Source organism: Coprobacillus cateniformis, assembly GCF_009767585.1.
Lineage (GTDB): Bacteria > Bacillota_I > Bacilli_A > Erysipelotrichales > Coprobacillaceae > Coprobacillus > Coprobacillus cateniformis.
In genome coordinates, this window is sequence record NZ_WSNW01000001.1 from 856,003 (window position 1) to 876,857 (window position 20,855).

The 20,855-nt window shown below is 29.6% G+C and carries 22 protein-coding genes; 2 read left to right on the plus strand and 20 right to left on the minus strand.

Annotated elements, in window-relative coordinates; genetic code table 11:
- Positions 1–31 precede the first annotated feature (31 nt).
- The 4 genes from GQF29_RS04330 to GQF29_RS04345 all read right to left on the minus strand — a co-directional run bounded on the left by GQF29_RS04330 (position 32) and on the right by GQF29_RS04345 (position 4,501).
- Positions 32–1,081 carry a BtrH N-terminal domain-containing protein gene (locus GQF29_RS04330; RefSeq protein WP_008790744.1) on the minus strand — a complete coding sequence of 350 codons (1,050 nt, stop codon included), beginning with the start codon at positions 1,079–1,081 and terminating at the stop codon, positions 32–34.
- A gap of 3 nt (positions 1,082–1,084) precedes the next feature.
- Positions 1,085–1,891 carry a MerR family transcriptional regulator gene (locus GQF29_RS04335; RefSeq protein ID WP_008790745.1) on the minus strand — a complete coding sequence of 269 codons (807 nt, stop codon included), beginning with the start codon at positions 1,889–1,891 and terminating at the stop codon, positions 1,085–1,087.
- 173 nt (positions 1,892–2,064) lie between these two features.
- Positions 2,065–4,134 (minus strand): DUF11 domain-containing protein, encoded by a 2,070-nt coding sequence (locus GQF29_RS04340; RefSeq protein WP_008790746.1) that lies wholly within the window; start codon positions 4,132–4,134, stop codon positions 2,065–2,067.
- A 46-nt stretch (positions 4,135–4,180) separates the two neighbouring features.
- Positions 4,181–4,501 carry an alpha-helical endospore appendage domain-containing protein gene (locus GQF29_RS04345; RefSeq protein ID WP_008790747.1) on the minus strand — a complete coding sequence of 107 codons (321 nt, stop codon included), beginning with the start codon at positions 4,499–4,501 and terminating at the stop codon, positions 4,181–4,183.
- Between the two features lie 181 nt (positions 4,502–4,682).
- Between GQF29_RS04345 and GQF29_RS04350 the strand changes: the two genes are divergently transcribed.
- Positions 4,683–5,726, plus strand: a complete 1,044-nt coding sequence (locus GQF29_RS04350; protein WP_008790748.1) for an alpha-helical endospore appendage domain-containing protein — start codon at positions 4,683–4,685, stop codon at positions 5,724–5,726.
- A 425-nt stretch (positions 5,727–6,151) separates the two neighbouring features.
- Here GQF29_RS04350 and GQF29_RS04355 read toward each other — a convergent pair whose 3' ends face one another.
- The 6 genes from GQF29_RS04355 to GQF29_RS04380 all read right to left on the minus strand — a co-directional run bounded on the left by GQF29_RS04355 (position 6,152) and on the right by GQF29_RS04380 (position 10,610).
- On the minus strand, positions 6,152–6,457 hold the full coding sequence (locus GQF29_RS04355) for a hypothetical protein (protein ID WP_017144115.1): 306 nt from the start codon (positions 6,455–6,457) through the stop codon (positions 6,152–6,154).
- A gap of 26 nt (positions 6,458–6,483) precedes the next feature.
- Positions 6,484–7,080 (minus strand): tocopherol cyclase family protein, encoded by a 597-nt coding sequence (locus tag GQF29_RS04360; RefSeq protein ID WP_236916387.1) that lies wholly within the window; start codon positions 7,078–7,080, stop codon positions 6,484–6,486.
- Between the two features lie 320 nt (positions 7,081–7,400).
- Entirely contained in the window at positions 7,401–8,039 is a 639-nt protein-coding gene (locus tag GQF29_RS04365; protein ID WP_008790751.1) for a hypothetical protein, read from the minus strand.
- Positions 8,040–8,439: 400 nt separating this feature from the next.
- Positions 8,440–9,120 carry a hypothetical protein gene (locus GQF29_RS04370; protein WP_008790752.1) on the minus strand — a complete coding sequence of 227 codons (681 nt, stop codon included), beginning with the start codon at positions 9,118–9,120 and terminating at the stop codon, positions 8,440–8,442.
- A gap of 393 nt (positions 9,121–9,513) precedes the next feature.
- Positions 9,514–10,014, minus strand: a complete 501-nt coding sequence (locus GQF29_RS04375) for a GNAT family N-acetyltransferase (protein ID WP_017144114.1) — start codon at positions 10,012–10,014, stop codon at positions 9,514–9,516.
- A 62-nt stretch (positions 10,015–10,076) separates the two neighbouring features.
- Positions 10,077–10,610: a PadR family transcriptional regulator gene (locus GQF29_RS04380; RefSeq protein WP_008790754.1), complete on the minus strand. Its 534-nt coding sequence runs from the start codon at positions 10,608–10,610 to the stop codon at positions 10,077–10,079.
- A 121-nt stretch (positions 10,611–10,731) separates the two neighbouring features.
- On the opposite strand from GQF29_RS04380, the gene GQF29_RS04385 reads away from it, so the two are divergent.
- On the plus strand, positions 10,732–12,117 hold the full coding sequence (locus GQF29_RS04385) for an MATE family efflux transporter (protein ID WP_008790755.1): 1,386 nt from the start codon (positions 10,732–10,734) through the stop codon (positions 12,115–12,117).
- A 575-nt stretch (positions 12,118–12,692) separates the two neighbouring features.
- On the opposite strand, the gene GQF29_RS04390 is transcribed toward GQF29_RS04385, so the two are convergent.
- The 10 genes from GQF29_RS04390 to GQF29_RS04430 form a co-directional block, all read right to left on the minus strand.
- The gene (locus GQF29_RS04390; RefSeq protein WP_008790757.1) at positions 12,693–13,070 is read right to left on the minus strand and encodes a VOC family protein; all 378 of its coding nucleotides are present in this window, start codon (positions 13,068–13,070) and stop codon (positions 12,693–12,695) included.
- Positions 13,071–13,255: 185 nt separating this feature from the next.
- Positions 13,256–13,675 (minus strand): YolD-like family protein, encoded by a 420-nt coding sequence (locus GQF29_RS04395; RefSeq protein ID WP_008790758.1) that lies wholly within the window; start codon positions 13,673–13,675, stop codon positions 13,256–13,258.
- 16 nt (positions 13,676–13,691) lie between these two features.
- A complete protein-coding gene (locus tag GQF29_RS04400) occupies positions 13,692–15,197 on the minus strand; it encodes a Y-family DNA polymerase (protein WP_008790759.1) in 1,506 nt (501 codons plus the stop codon).
- A gap of 592 nt (positions 15,198–15,789) precedes the next feature.
- Complete coding sequence (locus tag GQF29_RS04405; protein ID WP_008790760.1) at positions 15,790–16,089, minus strand: YciI family protein; 300 nt, start codon at positions 16,087–16,089, stop codon at positions 15,790–15,792.
- A 391-nt stretch (positions 16,090–16,480) separates the two neighbouring features.
- The gene (locus GQF29_RS18805) at positions 16,481–16,615 is read right to left on the minus strand and encodes a hypothetical protein (RefSeq protein ID WP_017144112.1); all 135 of its coding nucleotides are present in this window, start codon (positions 16,613–16,615) and stop codon (positions 16,481–16,483) included.
- 160 nt (positions 16,616–16,775) lie between these two features.
- Entirely contained in the window at positions 16,776–17,249 is a 474-nt protein-coding gene (locus tag GQF29_RS04410; protein ID WP_008790762.1) for a GNAT family N-acetyltransferase, read from the minus strand.
- A gap of 458 nt (positions 17,250–17,707) precedes the next feature.
- Complete coding sequence (locus tag GQF29_RS04415) at positions 17,708–18,028, minus strand: isochorismatase family protein (protein WP_083807019.1); 321 nt, start codon at positions 18,026–18,028, stop codon at positions 17,708–17,710.
- 12 nt (positions 18,029–18,040) lie between these two features.
- Complete coding sequence (locus GQF29_RS04420) at positions 18,041–18,688, minus strand: phosphatase PAP2 family protein (RefSeq protein WP_008790764.1); 648 nt, start codon at positions 18,686–18,688, stop codon at positions 18,041–18,043.
- 438 nt (positions 18,689–19,126) lie between these two features.
- Complete coding sequence (locus GQF29_RS18560; protein ID WP_236916388.1) at positions 19,127–19,396, minus strand: helix-turn-helix domain-containing protein; 270 nt, start codon at positions 19,394–19,396, stop codon at positions 19,127–19,129.
- A gap of 452 nt (positions 19,397–19,848) precedes the next feature.
- Positions 19,849–20,826 (minus strand): MerR family transcriptional regulator, encoded by a 978-nt coding sequence (locus GQF29_RS04430; protein ID WP_008790774.1) that lies wholly within the window; start codon positions 20,824–20,826, stop codon positions 19,849–19,851.
- Positions 20,827–20,855 lie beyond the last annotated feature (29 nt).

The window sequence follows — 20,855 nt, forward strand, 5'->3', positions numbered from 1 at the left end:
TCTAAAAACTCTAAAGAAAATAAAACCTTAGTTAAAGATTATGAACCGTTTTTTGGAGTCTTATATAAAGATTCTTTTCAATCATATAAATATCTTGGATTGATTGGGACATCTTTTTTAAGAGTCTTACATCACCATCTAAAGATAACTGCCACAAATCATCAGCAAGCAAATCCCACTGATGTGAAACATCTATAAATTGTTGGCCTATACTATTTAATATGTCAGCATTCACTATTAATGAAGCCTCAATTAGAAATTCACCATAGAGTTGGCGAAAAATACCTCCTCCAGTTCCCCCATCATGAGAAATTTGAAAATAATTCGTTACTCCTGCTGTACGTAGCTTATAATCACTAAACTGTTTCCATTTAAGAATCTCTTTAGAAAATTTCCAAATTCCATTGATGCCTAATAACTGTGCTGGTGGATTTAACATAGTTTCACAAGTTTCCAAAATGGCTTCTTTTATTGTTAATTTATCAATCTTTTGATAATCATGAAAATCAAACATCAAATACTTGTATGAAGCTGGAAAAGGTCTATGTGAACTACAACGTGCTCTTTCTAACTCATCATAATGAACAAGATGATAGTCTTGATTGATCTTACCTGTAGGAACTCTAATAGGAAAATCATGATTATCTCTATCACTAACCCAAAATTCTCTTGTTTCGTCATCATATCCATATAAAACAACCGCATGTCCCCCAAAATGACTATTTGGATTCATACCAAGATAATGTAAATAAGGCATATCAACATAGATTAATACTGGATGATTTTCATCTATCATTTTCTTTGTCATGTTAAATATACGTGTATAATCTTTACCAGATTTACACTTAATTGTGATATGTAGACGCTTGGCTAATTTTTCTTCAAATTCAAATACTTTCGTTCTCCCATTAATCATTGGAGATATAGATTGATTTAAATATAAAAAAGATAAACCCGATGCAATTCCAAAAATCATAGCTTCTGATATAGGATAATCATAATAAGAAAGAACTTGTTTCAGTGCATTTGTAATACAATGTTTACCTCCTTGAGGTATAAAATCCTCAATAATTTTTTTCATACATTACTCCTTTGTTGTTTCTAAAGGTAAAAGAATTTCAGTTACATAATTATCAGGATTCCCCTTGAAGATTGTACCTGGTCCCTTTATATAGATTTCTCTTGATGGTGTGAATGTTTCTATATGATGTGTATTCACATACTCAAACATTGCCTGATATGCCAAATATAAAGTCTCATAACTTCCATAGTGTGTAGTTCGTAAAGCTTTCACTTGAGGTAATATCTTACAACGAATGGCCTTATTATCAATCTCTTTTTTTATAGGTACACATAATTCTATATCAGCACTTTCGACACACTCTTCATCAAAATAACAATTAAAATGATACCCATTTTTGTTATTTTTAACTGCTTTATAAAGTTGTGGAACATATTTATCAAGTTCTGTATATTGACCTCTAAAGTGAATAGAGGCAACCAGTATTTCATCTATTGTCACAGTATCAATTTGATAATGATTGCAACATGTTTTGTTATGAAAGGTTGATAATTGTGTGTTCATTCTTTTTATAAATTCTTTTTCTTTAGAAATATTTGTTTCTATAATTTTAATTTTTTCATTTAATATATACATAAGATCATCATGACTGTGAACATTTTCAACTACATCCTTAATTTCCATTATTGAAAAATCTAAAGATCTTAAGTATTTTATCAATTGTGCTTTTTTAAGATTATCATCATTATAATAACGATATTGATTCTCTTCATTTCTAAAAGCTGGTTGAAGAATCCCTTCTTGATCATAATATCGTAATGCTTTTACAGTTAATCCAGAAATTTTAGAAAACTGATTAATTTTGTACATATTTACCTCCTCTATTGAGAGTATAAACTATCCCCCACATGGTAATGTCAAGAAAATTATAACTTAATCCTATTCTTTTCTCAAGAATGGAACTTGCTGGTATCAATTATTCATAAAGAAACTGAATAGGTTGGCACCTATTCAGTATACTTTATAATCATTATTGTTTAGCCTTAACAATCTATATGAGATATGCTTTGAAGTTTTGCCTGTAGAACAGATTCTAACCTTGCAACTGATCCTACTAAGGATTTTACAGAATCATTTAACATTAATAGTTGATCAGAACGTATATCATCTATACTTACAAATTTTTGAATTTTTTCACCTTCAGCATTTAAAATATGAGAAAGTGCTGTTTCTTGCATTGCAACTGATTGAATAATGTCTGTAATCGCCTGACATCTTGCTGTCAAAATATGAACAACAATTGTAGAAGTGTTATTATCTGGATTTGGATCAGGCGTAGAAGATACGACAGTGGCTGTATTACTAAATGAAGACATTGCACTTGTACTTACAGTTCCACGTATAGCAATAAGTCTTGTTTCTTGATTCATAAGCGTTCCAATATTAAGACTCCCTGTCCAAGGTAAGAAAGTGACTCCACCATCAACTGAGTATTCTGCGTTTAAAAATAATGAAGGAATAGTATCATTTAAAGTAACACTTTCTGCTGATGATGGTCCTGCATTATGAATACTTATTTCAAATGTCAACAGTTCACCAGGAGTTACAGGATTAGGACTGGCCGTCTTTATCACAGAAATATCTGCTAATGTTTGTATAGTTACAGCAACTTCATTAGAAGTCACTTCAAAAACTCCTGGAATACCACCTTCTACTGGTGTGTAAGAATATGTGATATTTGCACTATTAAGAGTTGGATTAACAGCTGGTACAGAATCAGCTCTTGCTTCAAAAGTAACAGTAACACTTCCCCCTCCAGGAATATCTGGTAAAGCGAAACCAACGTTAGGATTAGCCGTCATAAATGATATATTATTAATAACAACACTTCCTGTTACAAATGTTAATACGTCTGGAATTGTATCCTGAAAAGATAAATTTGTAAGTGGACTTGTACATTGATTTGTGAGTGTTATGCTATACTCAACAGTTTCTCCCACATTAACAATTGATTTATTTACTGTTTTCACAGGAATAAATTCACGAACTAATATCTCTGTTAAAGAAATATCATCAATAGCATAATCATTTCCAATAACCTCTGGCCCCTCACTTAGGAATTCAACTGTTAAACTCGTATTATTTTGAGAATTAATAACTGTCCCTATTTGCTTCCATTCTGGAGCATTTGTATTAACTGGGATAAGTGCTCCTAAAGTTGCATCATATATTATATTGTTATTTTCATCTAAAATACGAACTCCCAATTCAGGATTAGGATATCCTGTTACCTTAAACAGATTTAATATCCATGCTGTGAAAAGATAATTCGTATTTGGCTGAACCAAAACAAGACTTCGAAAAAAGACCGCACCTGGATTAAAACCATTTACAATCATCATTCTACCAGTCTCATTTCCAACAGTGTGATCAGCTATTCTCCACCAGGCACCAATGGTGGAACTCATTGAATCTGTCATTATATTTTGAACAGTGTATTCTCCATCTAATGGTGTAAATTGAGATGGATTAGGCAATACATAAGTGAAATCGGGTGTTACTCCTGGATATGGTTCACTAGGTGCACCAGTATTGGCTGGTGTTCCTGCAGTAAATTCACCAAAAGTCCCATTATCAGCATCTGTTATTAAATTCACATCAGTTGTTATTGCACAGTTATCTAATATTTCTTCAATAGGTGTATAAATGACAGGTCCATTTAAGAAATTCTGATTTATTAAATCAGTTCCTGTGACTGTTACTAAAAGTGTATCTGGTGTTAATGAATCTAGATTTGTTGATCCAATGGGTGGATTCATAACAGAAGTAATAGGTGGATTGACTCCTTCTGGTATTGTTCCTACAATAGCATTATTAAAGTCACCAGGGCTTGCTACACCACCAGTAGTTCCATATGATTCAACAATTCTATATTGACCATTTGGTACATTTATAAAGACATAGTTCCCATTTGTATCAGTAAGCACAGTTAATCTTACATTCGTTGTAATGTTTTGTAGAACAACAGGAATATTTGATATTCCTGAATCCCCAGATGTGATTGTTGCACTTCTATCTCTATCAAAAACAATTCTACCTGAAATATTTGCCATAGTATAATTCACCTCCTTCCTCGTTATTATTTGAATTGAAAGGAAGTTAAGATGTTTTATTTCCTCCTAATAAATTGAATTGTGAGACAGTTTCAGTGATAGGACTATCTAAATCAAAAAGTTCGAGTTTTGCTTGAAGTAGCATTTCTAATCTTGCTATGGTATTTGTCATATTCTCAACAGATTTATTAACCATGAGGAGTTCCTCAGGTGTAACTCCTTCCATTGCAACAACAGCTTGAATTTTTTCTCCTTCTGCATTTAAGATATGTGAAAGGGCTGCTTCCTGTAATGCTACTGATTCTATTAAATCTGTAATAGCCTGTTCTCTTGAACCCGTTCCAGGAGTAATAACTGGCATTCCCATAATAATCACCTCCAATCCTTTCAGTTGAAGTTTTTGGCTTAAAATCTACCATAATCCTTCATCTTATACTATGCAAAATACAAAAGGATTGTTCAGTATAAAAATAGTCACCTTCCATTATTTTCTTCATATAATAAAGTGATATATCATCAAAGAAATTGTATAAATTGGAGGTATTAAAATGGATATACTCAATTTAGAATTGATAAAAACTTTACCACAAAATCATCACTTACTTTATAAAGGAATGGCATTTGATGGTCAATTTTATTATTTAACAGTTCCTGAAGAAAAAATGATTTATGTAATGGATAACCAATACAACTTTATAAGAAGCCATAATGTTTCAAGACCTTTTGCTGCAATTTGTTATAATAACAAAAAACAATGTTTCTTTGCAGTAGATATAAGAGAAAAAGATTATATTTATCAATTAAATAATCATTTAGAAGAAATAAATTATTTTTATATAGATAAACCAAAGACAACAACATCAAAAATTCATAATCTTTCATATAATTTAAATCATGATACTTTAGTTGTTGTTTATAATGAATTTGTATTAGAACTATCAGATAATCATTCAATTGTTCACATCATTGATGATGAGAACATAAATCACTATTGTCAATTGACTATTTTTCCTCCATTCCATATTTCAATTATTCAATCCAAAGGAAAACAATATTTATGTCTTTCTACAACTGATAAATGTTGCATAAAAAAATATTGTATTCCCCATGAATATAGAATTAATGACTTTATTTTAAACCAAACTTCTGACTCCCAAAATCTTGAGCTTATTATATTAGCAACTCAGTGCTCATGTCAGCCATGTTTACTTCACTGTATAATCAATATAGAGATATGTCCTTGTAATGATTGTGAGCAATCAGATAAGTGTCAAGAGACAAAAAGATGCAACTGTCAACATTCAAATCATTGTTGTATGCCTTGTATTAATCAAAGTATCTGTGATTTAATTGAATCAATTGCTCTTCAAGAAACTGCACTTTCTCATATTTTAAATGCTGAAGGAGAAAAATTGCAACACGCTATAAAAATGGCTAATAACATATGTGAACTCATAGAGATTGATAACTCTGTTCAAATGACAATTAACAATGTGATGCTACTAGAAAATGTATTATATACAAAACTCAATACATTACAAAATCTGTGTTTACCGAAATGTTCTTGTTTAGAAAAATGCGGACTTCAGTAATATGCAAAACATAAAAGATGTTCATAATTGAACATCTTGAAGTCCATTATACTTTCTTAAATAGTTAGACTTTGTAACTATCGTATGGTATGTTGCCCATTTTTTATCTTGAAAAGAAAAGGAATCTTTTATGACATTATCTTTTGAAAATCCTAATTTCTAAAACTTTTAGTCATATAGTTTATATCAAAAACATTTAATAATACCAATAGAACATCTGTTTTTTCAAAAGCATATTGTTTTGATTCCTTTTGAATTTTAAGTCATAAATCATTTGAGTTTTACTCTGTTATTAGGTATAGTATACGATTTGTACACTATAAAGCATAAATATTTATAATCCTTATGATCAATATAAGTTCTTAATTCCATAATATATTCTTTCATCCTATATTAAGTTTTATTATTTTACAATAGATAAGTAACTACACAAAAAAGTTATCATTTTCTATCCCACAATGATCAAATAAAAGATTCTCCTTACATTGTTGATGTTCGTATATCTTCATTTCAACTTGCCCTAATAAACTCTCTTCAACATTACGCAACATAATACCATTTTCTGGTGCATCTAATGTATAAGTTAATCCTGTTTTGATTTTGAATTCAATTCTATACTGATGTTGTTTAATCACTAAATAATAGATATCACCAATGATTTCTCTCTGGGTGATACTTGCTCCATAATATGAAGCAATCTGATATTGTTGACCATCAATAACTATAACCATTATAATACCTGTGAATGGAAAAAATTTCAGTGGAATTGTGGCACACGATAGAAATAGAATTGCTTTTTTTGTAAGCAGCAGTTTGATTGAACCCATATATATTTCTTTGGAAAAGAATTTCCCCAATCTTTTTCTTGATAAATAATACCTTGAATATTATAAATCTGATTTTGATATTTCATGTAACCATGTGTTTGACTTTCTAAATTAAGAATCGCATGATTACATTGCATATTTTTAAGATACGCAAATGGTCCCATAATTGTTGGTGCATATTTTGTTGTTTGAATATGCAAAGGCATATCTAACTCTAAATCTATGACTGTTGATAATTTTGAATCTTCAATATGAATATAATGTTTTTTAAATATTGAATTTTTTATAGATATAGAAAAAGGCTCTTCTTGATATACAAAATCTTTTATATCATAACTTACCTTTTCCATTGATTGACATAATGTATGAAACACTTGAATAAATGCTTCCTGTTTATCTTGTGTTTTTGCTATTCCAATAATAACAGCAGCTGAAACTTGATTATCTACCACACGAAAATACCAACCTTCAAAGGCTGGTATTTTATGACTTTGATGCAATTGCCATTCTTGTTCATATGAAATCATAATATCACCCCAATAATGATATGTATCATCACAAGTTATTATTCCTAAAGATTTCATTTGAAATAAAGTTTTATGTATGAGTTTCTTCCATTATTTTCTCCAACACACTTTCTAATATGATTCACAAAATTCACAATTCTATAATTCCAGATTTACTTTCTATTTATCTTTAAATTTTATTTCAAGAATTCCTATGGAATATCATTCTAACAATGTTTGAAAATTAGGAACAATTACACTACAATGTAAAACTTCATCTTCTTCCTAATAAAACTCATCATATTCAAACCATACAATTGATTATGCTGGTTCATACCCTATTAATATGTATACTTTTTTAGAATCTGCTTTGCTTTCTTAGCAGTTGTTGTGTTTTTAGCGTTTAAACATGTCTTGATAAAATCTAACAACCTTTCATCTTTCTTTCTATCCAAGAGAGACTCAAAATATTCCATACTATAAAAATGAAAACGATCTTTTTGCTTATCAGTATAATCTTTTATCATATTTTCATCTAAAAACAATGAAATAATTTCTTCCTCTAAATCAGGACGATATTGACTCATAATAATAATATCCTTCATTGCTTCTAGACCTGTCAAAACTTTAACATCTTTAATTTGAGAAAAATACTCTTTTTTAATCTTATCAAATTTATTTTGACTATCGACAGGAATCAGATTTGTAATAATCCAATGAAAAATATTACGATGATAAGAATTCTTATGATAACGCAAACTTACAAATAAATCCCAGTATTCATAAAAGAGTTCTGGATTCGTTAAACTAACTGCATTGATTAAATAATAGCTACGATAATAAACATTAATATGTGTTTGTTCTATGAGATTTTGAATAAGTTTCTCACGTATATCCTTACTTTCTACAACTACTGATATATAATCATCTATATGAAATTCTTTTTCTTGAAATGCTTTCAATATCTCTTCGTAATTCAATAATATATCCTCCTTTATTATTTCCATACATATTTATGATCATGTAATGAATAAATTATATCTTTTTACTTTTGACTATAAAGTATTATAGGCAATCTCATCGTATGATGAAATATTTTTTCTTTTTTCAAATAAACCATATCAACTAATTGTTTTCCATCTTCATACATTGAATGGCAATCATCATCTCAAACAAACATTTCAACCATATATCCAATTCTAATTTTTTATATTTGGAAACTAATGTGTTCTATGAAAACTATAATTTATCATAAAAGTTCTCTGCACATTCTCAATTCTCAACTGTGATATGAACATGATCAATGATTGAATGGATAGTATTCCCTCCATAAACTTATATATATTTTTCACTTTATATAAGCCATAAATCATCTAATTCTCAATAATTATAATAGTATGCATTATTACAAATAAACTCTATATCTGCTTGATGACAGTAATCCTCAAATGTCTTCGTTCTATTATCTTCTTCAAATTGATAATAACATATATAAAGCGTTTCAAAATATTCTAATTGCTTTCTGAATTTCTCATTAACATCTTTTTCTGAAATAATCTTTTTGCATTGTTTCACTGCATTTTCCATAGCTTCTTTTGTAATAAGACACCCATTTGGGAAATGATGTGATCCCCAGGCTAGAATCTCAATCCACATATAAAAAAATAATTCAACTGTTTTTGTATCACACTTTTCACTTAAATAAGCTTTTTCAAGCATATTCCTTGCATAATTTACACCAAATTTATCATTTTTATATAATTCATAAAACCATCTTAATTGAGGCATTTTGTTTTCTAAACACTCTGAATAAAGATAGTCTCTTAAAAACACATCCAATGCATAAGGAATTCTCCCATTACCACGCTTACAAAAATCATATCCTTGTTCATCACAGAGCTCCTTTGTGAAGTGAAATAATACATCACGCAGCTTATCCTTATCCCATTGAGAAAGAGAGATAACATAATCTTGAATATACTTATTCGCTTGTTTTTTTAATCCTCTTTCATATAACTGATAATATTCCAACAAACTATTTATAAATACATGATAATCCATTATTCCACCTCAACTCTCTATATCCTACATTTTCAGATGATAAACTTAAATCCTAGAACAATAAAAATTTTATCTTTTATTATTTTTCTACAACTTGTTTACGAGTCAATCAAATCATCCCTACACGATACACATAAATAAGACCTTCATAATTTTAATCACATATTAAGAATTATAAAATCACTAATAATCATTAATATTATATCATTACTCCAGTATTTAAGCATTTCTTTTTTTATATTCCCACTATTTCACTATGTTCAAAACGTAATGAAATACAAAACATAAAAGTAAGAAATAATCTCCTCTATAATTTCAAATCAAGAGATTGCTTCTTACTATTACTTATTTAATCTTCATTAAAGATGATAAAACTTGATATTGTAAAAACTATTAGAAAATAAGTTCATAAGCAAGTTTCGGACTATCTTGGAAAATAACTGTACCACAATATTTATAACCTTCTCGTTCTAAAATATGTTGCATTGCTTTATTATGGGGATCTGTATCCACGCGAATAGCAAATACATTTTTAGATATACATAATTTTTTTACAAGCTGAAGAGTTGCTTTTGATGCTCCTTTTCCTCTCCCCTCTTTTCCAAAAGCCATCCTATGGATAACAGCGTAATCATGAGAGCTAAACCAGCTTCCATTGATATTGTTATAAGCAGGTTCACCAGCAAAATCAATGCAAAGATATCCAAATGGTAAATTATTGAAACTTAGTATATAACCTCTTTCTTCTTGAATATCTTCAATGACTGTATCTATATTTGGATAATTTTCAGTCCATTGTATAAAACCTTGTTGATTCTGATATTTTCTAGCATCATTAATAAAAGTAAAACACATTTTCGCTTCATTCATTTTTGCGAGTCTCATTTCAATCATTACATACCTCCTTACAGTCATATTTTTCAGAGCAAACTTATTCATTTAGACAATTTTAATGATTATGACAATATATATTTGGCTTTCATTTCAGTTAACCATGTTTCAATTGCTTGCACTAATATATATTGTTGTTGCAAAACGGCTAAACCTGTTTCAGGAATATCAGATAATGCTACTTTTTCATCAAGATTTTCTTCTAAATACATTTTAAGAGTTTTAATATTGTCTTCAATACGTATTAAGCAAGATTTTTGACCTTCTAATGGAAGACTAGATAAATTAACAATAACCGCATTGAAATCTAAAAAAAAGTGAATAGGATGTGATGCAATCTCATACATAAGAGTTTCAAATTTCTTTTCTCCATTTTTAGTAAGTGAGTAGATTGCTTTCTCTGGCATTTTTCCAACTTTGACACAATGGCTACTGATATAACCTTTTTCTTCAAGTTGAATAACCTTTTTATAGATTGATGGTGTACTAATTTTTACCCATTTAGAAATATTACGATACTCTACTAATTTTTGAATATCATAAGCACTTAGTGATTCTTTCTTTAGTATTCCTAATACAATTAAATCTATAGTTGCCATAAGTTCCTCCTTTTTTATTGACAAATAGTATAATTTATAGTAGTATAACTTTCATCTTCTGTATACTATAATTTATAGTACTATAAGTTATTTCTTATGTCAAGCGAAAGGAGAATGACACATGAATCAAAATAACAAAAAATTGGAATTACTAGGCAGTATTCCAATTCAAAAAGCACTATTAACTCTTGGATTACCAACTATGATTGGTATGCTCATCAATGCACTCTATAATATAGTTGATACCTACTTTGTTGGTGGACTTGGAACACATCAAATGGGTGCAGTTACGGTCGTATTTCCACTAGGGCAGATTATTGTTGGTTTAGGACTATTATTTGGCAATGGGGCCGCTGCTTATCTATCAAGACTTCTTGGATGTGGAGATAAAGACACTGCCAATAAGGTTACAAGCACAGCTCTCTATAGCAGTCTCTTTGTTGGAGCAATTATGATTATTTTCTCAGTCATCTTTTTAAAACCCATTCTTAAACAGATTGGTGCCATTGATAATGTTATGCCTTATGCAATGACCTATGCTCGTATTTACATTACATTCTCTATTTTTAATATATTTAATGTCACAATGAATAACATTGTCTCAAGTGAAGGATCTGCAAAAACAGCAATGAGTGCATTATTAGCAGGTGCTCTATTAAATGTTATATTAGATCCAATTTTTATTTATACATTTGATTATGGAATTGCTGGTGCTGCCATCGCTACTGCTATTTCACAAATTGTCTCTACTTTCGTTTATTTACGTTATATTCTACTTAAGAAAAGTATCTTTAATTACAGTATTAAAGAATGTCAATTTTCTAAACAGATTATGTCAGAAATTTTAAAAATAGGAATTCCTACGCTTATTTTTCAGTTACTCACAAGTCTTTCTATAGGAATGATGAATGATGCAGCAAAAAATTATGGTAATTCTGCACTTGCAGCCATGGGTCCATTAACGAAAATAATGTCAATGGGAAGTCTAGTTGTCTTTGGGTTCTTAAAAGGATTCCAACCAATAGCAGGATTCAGTTATGGTGCAAAGAAGTTTGATCGTTTGTTTAAGGCTATTAAAATATCTATATTATGGTCTACGATATTTTGTGGAATTTTTGCTTTAATTAGTATAATATTTCCTACACAAATGATGTCATTATTCACTAAAGGTGATATAGAAATGGTTAAGATTGGTTCAGTTGCATTAAGAGCTCAAGGAATTACTTTTATATTCTTTGGCTTCTATACAGTGTATTCATTCCTATTTCTTGTTATGGGGAAAGCAAAAGAAGGATGTATTTTAGGTGCATGTAGACAAGGTATTTGCTTTATACCTCTCATACTTATCTTACCAAAATATTGGGGATTATATGGTATTTTGTATGCTCAACCAATTGCTGATATACTCTGTGCTGTTATCACTGTATTTATGGCTATTAAACTTCATAAAGACCTAATTACAGCAAAAAAACAGTTTCTTTCAAAAAATACAGTATCATCGATTTGATGTGAGTGGTAATCATGAATTTAAATTATAAATTGAAAAAACCAATCATCTGGATAAAATTCAATGATTGGACTTTTTCATCTTGAGTTACTATTTCCTTTATTCTCATCATTCACTTCCGTATATTCTTTTATTGTATAACAACATTTTCAATGACTATATCTGCTTGACTCAATAGAATGATTTTCATTATATTTATCTATTTCATAAATCAATTTATACAGAGAATAGATATTTTCACTTTCATCTCTTTCCAATATTCAGTTTTCTCAAAAAATAGGATAAGATCTAAGAGATTAGTAATCTTATCACCATCCCATACATGATTGTGCCAAAATACGCCTGCTTCTTTCATTGGTCCAAGACTTTCTTGATACAAAGTATAACGAATTCTAGAATTTTATATAATCAATACTATAGATAAGTCTTTACACTTTCACTCATTTTATTTTAAATATTGACAAGGGCTTAAATTTCTTAATGACCATCAAAAAACAAATTATTTTATTTCAAAATGCATATAAGTAAAATTCGAAATCATCTATGTTATATTCATAAAATATAGATATTTTGTTTTATGTGCTCAAATACCAAGTATATCCAAACTTATCAAGTACTTCCGCTCCACCATCGTTATCATGCGGAACTGGATGTGGTAGAAATTCCTGAACAAGTGTACCACCTTCTGCGAGTTTTTCAGATACTTCTTCAATCACTTTTCTAGATGGTAACACAAAACAAATTGCCATACCTGAAATCACTACTGCTCCTTCTATATCTGCTCCCATAATACACCCATCATATTTAGTAAAAGTAATAGTTGCATGCATAATAGGATTATTAGGATTATTTTCTCGTCTTACAAAAACAGTTTTTCCACCACCAAAAACTCTGGCATAAAATTCAAATGCTTCTTCACACTTTCCATGAAATGTTAAATAAGGAGTTAACAAAAGAACCACCTCCTGTTTGTTGAACTTCATATATATTATTATATATTTAATAATTCATTATTTCATTGTAAAAATAAGACATAGGTTTAAATATTGAATATTATAAGATAAAAACACATCAATGAATATCATTTTCTTATTGAATTATAAAAAATCAATACCATCTCTAGATTTATATTCACTAATTAAATTGAAGATAATTCAATGTCATATATATCATTAATTATTATCTTGCTTCCATTTGATAATAAAATAATATTTTCATAATCATCTATCTTTTTAACATGTTCTATAACAGTGATATATTTACCACCTTCTTTTTTAGAATCTGGAATAAAATATGTTATTGTTACATTTGGACAATTCTTTATATTTTGACGAATTCTCTGTAATGCATTATTAATTATTTCTTGTTGACAGGTATCTAACTCTTTCTTTTCAGTCGTTAAACGTTCTGTTTCTACAATACGTTCCTTATGGCCTGTTAATGCTGCAAATGGTGCAAATTGCGCTGCTCTATCACGTGTGGACATTTGTGGGTGCTTCTTTGAAATATGACGTGGCATATTGATAATATCATCATATTTATGAATATCTTCTTTCATACGACACCTCCAATATTTAGGCCTTATGCCCTCCAATAGTTCCATTACGTGTAATTGCTGTGGCACCTTCTTCAAGGTCCATAGCCTTTAAAACAGAATTCTTTCCATATTTTTTCTTTATTTCTAATGTCGCTTGTTGCAGTCTTTTATCTTTTTCCAATTCTTCTTTTTGTCTTTTTCGTTGTTTTTCTAAAGCATCATAGTCTACAAACAAATCCATCTGTTCAATGACTTCTTGATTTGCAACTAAACTTTCATCGAGAACATGATTCGCAGAAATATGAATTCTTCTAATATAAAGTCTTTTATCTACAATTTTGTCATAAACATCTAATACTTTATCAATCATTAATAATGAAGATGATGTTGACATTCCAAGATGAATTGTTTTGTGGGCATGTTTAGGTATTTTACGACCATAGTAATCTGTTGTGACTTCACCTTTATATTTGGATTGATTATGTGAAAGATTGCCTTTATCATAACCTACTGTCAATGTTATCTGATCTGTAACAAGTTGCTTATCAACAAGATTAAGAGCAAGTTGGTCAACCATCTCTTTGACAACTAGCCTTGCTTTCTCAAAATTGTAAGGCTCACTCAAAACTTGCCCACTACCAATACTTTGATGATCAGGTTTATATGACTTAATATCTTTCATAGAACATGATTCATATCCCCATGCATGGTCAATCAGCAATTCTGCATTAATGCCAAATTCATCATATAATATATCTTCATTATGTATAGAACATCTTGCAATGTCTCCCATCGTATATAATCCTAATTTCTCTAGTCTTTTCGTATATCCTCTGCCTACTCTCCAAAAATCTATTAATGGCTTATGATTCCATAAATATTGTCGATATCTCAATTCATTTAACTGAGCAATTCTTACACCATCCTCATCTGGTCTAACATGTTTAGCAACTATATCCATAGCAATTTTACATAAGTACAAATTTGTTCCAATCCCAGCTGTTGCTGTCATTCCAGTTGTTTGAAAGATATCTATTATCATTCTTTTTGTAAACTCTCTTGCTGTCATTTTACTATTTTTCAAATAGCTCGTTATATCTGCAAATATCTCATCAATTGAATAAACATGAATATCCTGTGGAGATAAGTATTTTAAATAGACTTGATAAATTCTTGCACTGTAATCAATATAAAATGACATTCGAGGTGTTGCAATTATATAAACAAGTTCTAAATTGGGATTTCTCTGTAATTCTTGTTCATCAAAAGATGTACCCGAAAATTGATGTTTTGTTGCTTTTTTCATTCTTTGTTTATTAACTTCTTTTACTTTTTGTACAACCTCAAACAATCTTGCTCTCCCACCTATACCATACTTTTTTAAGGAGGGTGAAACTGCTAAACATATTGTTTTTTCTGTTCTACTTGAATCAGCAACAACTAAATGAGTTGTCAATGGATCAAGACCTCTTTCCCTACACTCAACAGATGCATAAAAAGATTTTAAATCAATTGCCACATAGATATGATTATTCCTTTTCACCTGTTACCTCCTAAAAATATCATATTTGTCTTTTAAACCATACATAACATGTTATACCGTTTCAAAGTCATATTTATAAATTTAATGAATTATCTCACTAAATTGCAGTTTAAAAGAGTTGGTATAATCATCTCATATCTATTATTGACAAACACTACTAAAAAAGTCACCCATATTATGAGGTTTTAATAGTTTTATGTAACTTGTAAGGGAAGACAATAGAACAATATCTTTTTAACCCATTATGCTTAGTATTTAAGTATACATGATATCACATATAATACATTATCACTTCTCTTAGTAATTTGTGATAATTTCTTTGTTAATATATCTTTATATGTAACCTATTCTCTTGTCGAATATTTAATAGAAATCAACTCCATTTTTATAAACAAATCATATCATATAAAGTTGCATATATCAATATATTATGCAACTTTATAAAAATGAATAATTGATCATGTCTCATGTCTTGAAATAAAAAATGGTATTTCATCAACACCCTAAAGATGTGGATGAAATACCTATCAGAATAAAATAAAAACTTAACTATAATCATATTTTTCTATTAAAAATGACTTTTTATCTGAATTTACAGCAAATAGTTATTTTCTCGATTTGCAACTTGGAAATCAACTAATTTGTATGTTGCATATCCTCCGATAATCAAAGGTTCCATGAGACAAAGTTTTTCTGCTTCTTCACGACTTTCTGCTTTTAAAATATACATACCAGCCATCCCTGGATAACCTTTAAAAACACCACAAATTTCCAACTTCCCCTCATCATCTAACCTTCTTATGTTATCAACATGTTCTGTGACAACTTTTTTTGTTAACCTATTATAACTTTTGCTCTTCTCAAGCATTACCATGTACATCAATTTACCCATACAACTTTCTCCTCCATGAATTCTAATTTTTTTATAAAACCGCTACTGTTTTTCATTGTGCCCAATAATCTATACAAGGATTATTTTCAGCACCAATAATACTTTCTCTTTCAAAATCATAATCAAGAAAAGCTTCACTATTTAAATAAAAAACATTCTTAAGATAAAATGTAATTATAGTTTTAAAACACAGTTCTACAGAAGCATGCATTTTTTGAAAGCCATCGTCTGGCGAATAATGGAAAATAGTTTACTTATTGCTATTTGTTATCATATAACAGATATAGCAAGATGAATAGTCAGCTAATAGAGGAATAATTGTTCTCATTTGGAATTCTCTTATATCGTCTGAAACTAACATTTGTAAGAGAGTGTAATACTCACTTTCTAATTATATAATATGTATCAACCTATAACCAGGTATAAAATCCATATATTTTTGATTTTCTGTATTTCTATATGTTCCTGCTACTTCTCCATATATAGTTTGAAAAACTTTAGGAACAATAGAAATGATCTTATTCAAGGTTTAACTCCATGTCTGACTTGCAATCTCCAAACTATCTTTATAACCATTTCTCATTTTATCTGACAAAGAAAGATACTCCTTTACTAATGCATTTATCATTATTTTGCAATTCCTCCTTAACTTCTCATTTCCTATCAATAAGATGGAATTCGTATTATTAAAAATGACAAAGCATAATATATTCTTCCTCATTTTCATTTACAATTACAAATCCTATTTTTTGATACAGTTTAATAGCATAGTTTTCTTTTTGTACAGCAAGCGATGCTTGTTTATACCCTCTGAATCTCAAAATACGGAGCATTTCTTTCATTAAATCAGTACCTATTCCCAATCCCCGATAATCTTTATATAGGGCTATCGCAAGAGATGGGGTATCATTGTCTATATGTCCATAATCATTCATAATGCGTCCCCATACTAGACCGATAACTTTCTTATCAATTTCTGCAACCAAACCTATATCATCTTCTCTCTTTCCAAAGTCAGTTATATATATCTGTAATTCTGGCCGATTAATAATTGATCTCGATGGTGCAGGCACACCCTCTGGTACAAAGATTGCTTCGTACAAAAAATCTTTAAGCAAGCTATATTCACTCTCTCTTATTGTTCTTATTTTATAGTCCATAACCGCCTCCTGCAAAATTCAATTTATTAAATTATTTTTAATAAAACTTCAATGACAATAGTATGAATACAGATTCCTCAAATTATAGTCATCACTATTACTGGATTAATAGAAATGATATGACTTAATAAAATCATTAACCCCCAATACTATAGATGCACCACCTTCTATTCTACAATGTAAAATAATATTTTTCACTCCACTATATATCTATATAAATGGGATCCTTCCTTTTATGATTATAACCAGACCAAAAACATTAAATAAACATCCTATAATAAAAGTAATTTTCATAATCTTAATATTCTTCAAATTCTTATTTATCAATCCAAAACCAAATATATGTTTCTCCCCCAATAATTTAAACTGTTTATTTTTATGTCATCACAACATTCTCCAATATCAGGCTGTGAAATCATCAAACCACATAATATGCTCACTTTCACAAATTTATATTTTTAGACTATTTCTGAACTCAAAATAACATTTGCAAACTTCTTGTTTAATGAAGCCATATATACATTTTGAATAAGCGTCGCTGGTAATGTAACACCATTCCATTCTAAATCTTTAGTTGCACAACCATCCGATATCAGTGTAATTTGATAGCCATAATCTTTAGCAGCTCTAACAGTTGTATCAATATATATATGTGTCATCATCCCACAAACAACTAACTCTGTTATCTCACTCTCTATCAGTTTATGATGCAAATTTGTTTCATAAAAACTATTTGGATAATGTTTTTCAATAACTGTTTGTAAGTGGTAAACAAGGATTTCGCCTTCTAACTATTCAAGGGATTTATTTATAGAATTATAGAACATTACTAAACTTGTACTCAGCAACACACCACCAATAATATCCGTAAACCAATGCACACCTGATATTAATCTTCCAATCACCATAAGTGAGGTAAATACCAAAATAGCATACTTAACAACTTTTCTTACCTTTTCATTATGAATACGCTTATTCATTTGTATAATGGCTGTTGGCATAACACACATCACTAATAGTGTTGTTGATGAAGGATAAGACGCTTCTAGATAACCATTAATCAATACTGGTCTATAATTGATTGCAAACACCTCAAATAAAATATATGTGGTAAATACTATGATGTAGAAACCTCCAAGAATCAAAATATCATAATCTACCTTGAACAAGTTTTTTCTTTTTATTAACTGTACAAGTCCGAGTATTGCAAATCCTAGTACGACAGACACTGGTAATAATCCCAACCAGTCAGTAATGACATATATCAGCATATGTGTTCCAGTAAGATTATGAAAGAATTCATTAAACGTTGCAAAACCTACTGCGGAATCTCTTGGTCCTATCATCTGTACATCCACATAACAAATTGCCATTGTCCATAAAATAAACAAGAGGAATAAACCTCCTGTTATCACAAAATTTTTTCTCTGTTTTTTCATTTTTTATCCATCCTTTCGTGTTTGGCTTTTGCCTAAACACAATATAGTCGATGGCATAAAAATATGAAAGAATTGGTGCGTCACATATCTGATACGATTCGTGTCATGTCCATTTTATAAGCATCAAAGTCTTTATAATCATAAAAACCAAAATGAAAGTCCCTGCATATGGTTGACGACTAAGCATAAAAAATAATGTTGCTAAGACACTCAAACTTAAAGATAGTTTGCTTTTTATTCTAATCCAAAAAAGTGTTGTACAATTTTGAAGCGCCAATGTTATAACTCCACATAATATCAATCCAATGACAATAATCATATAAGGAACAATTATGTAACTTTCAGCTTTGGTATAAGATAACAAGGAAACGGATTCTATTACATCTCCAGTATTTTGTGCGAATATTGGTAGGAAAAAATATGTCGCTACTGAACAATCTAGTAAACCAAATACCAAATCTCTAAAATGATGGATTCTTTGTTTACTATCCTCTTGTGCAACAGTAAAGATTTCTTCCCTTGAAAGTAAATCATCAAGGGATATTGCAAAAAATTTGATATTTCTTTTAAAGAATCAATGCTTGGATATCCTCTACCTGATTCCCATTTTGAAATAGCTGTTCTTGATACAAACAACATTTCAGCAAGTTGTTCTTGTGTCAAATTTTTATTCTTTCGAAGTTCCTGTAATTTCTCATTAAACTCCATTCTGTCATCTCCTCGCTATACAATGTTGCATTCCAACTCAACTGATTCTAATTAGATATTATCTAAACCTATTATAACAGAATTGTTGATTTCTTAAAAAACATTTTCATCATATCAATGACTATAATACTTCTTTCTATCCAATTAACAACATGTTCAAATTGTACACCAAAAATTATCTATTTCTCATTATGATAAACCATTCAGCTTCATATAAAAAACAGTTTATATTTTACGCCAAAAGCTACATTAATCTCTGTACAAGTTTGTTACCTTACTACAAACTCCACACATACACACTCATGTGCGTATATGCAAACAAACAAAAAACCCATAAATGGGTCTTTCGTGTATGTACATAGTTGTATGTAAGCATTGAAACCTAAGTTTTCTATTATACTATTGATACCAAATATACTTTAAAATAAACACCTGTCAAATAACTTTTCTCTCTATTTTTCATCTTTTAACTTTATAGGAACATATCTTTGCATTTGTCGATATCCAAGTCCTTTTTCTATATCCTGTTGATACGCATTGTTTTCATCTAAATACGGCATATTAAACATAAACTTTCTATTCTTATCTATTTCAAAATTAGTATTTTCAATCCATTGAAATATTTTCTCTTGAACTTTTTGAATGCTCTCATCATCTTCATCTATACTAACAGCCATAGCATATAAACCACCTTTAAAATCAATGATTTCCATCGGACTAACATCCTCTTGTTTGATATCATCCTTAATTGCACAAATCATTTCACCTAAAGTATCATCTACTACCATTGTGAAATCCAAACAATCAAATATAATCGTTCGAAAAAGGTGATAGTGCTGCCATAATTGAAACATGTATCCACCATTTTTAAAAATATCTTCCCATGAATGGATTCCCGTAGTTATTGCTTTAAATGAAGGAACTCTAACAACCATGATATCGGGTACTTTTTTATCTAATTTATTTGTGACTTCAATAAGACGGGAAACATTGGATGGCTTCCCTATATAATCAACATTGGTAATCTGCATCTCTATCTCTTTTGCTTTGTCATATAATTGTTTAATGTCCGACTCGACCGTAAAGTTTAATGTTTCAATTTCTTGTATGAAATCAAACACTATTTCTTTAAGCTGATACAATAATGATATTTCATCATCTATACTTTCTATTTTCTTTTTTAATACATCTAAAACCACCTCTGATCCAGTTGTATCAAAGATACGCTTAATGTCCTTGATGCTTATATTTAATTTACGTAGTATCAAGATTTGCTCAATTCGCCTAATTGCATCCTCATCATACATTCTATAGGACACTTCATCACTACGGATACTTGTCAATAACCCTATATCTTCATAGTAGCGTAATGTTCTCGCTGTAATATCATACCTATTGGAAATATCTCTAATCTTTATTAATTTGTCCATAATATATGCTCTCCTTCTAAAGTATAATT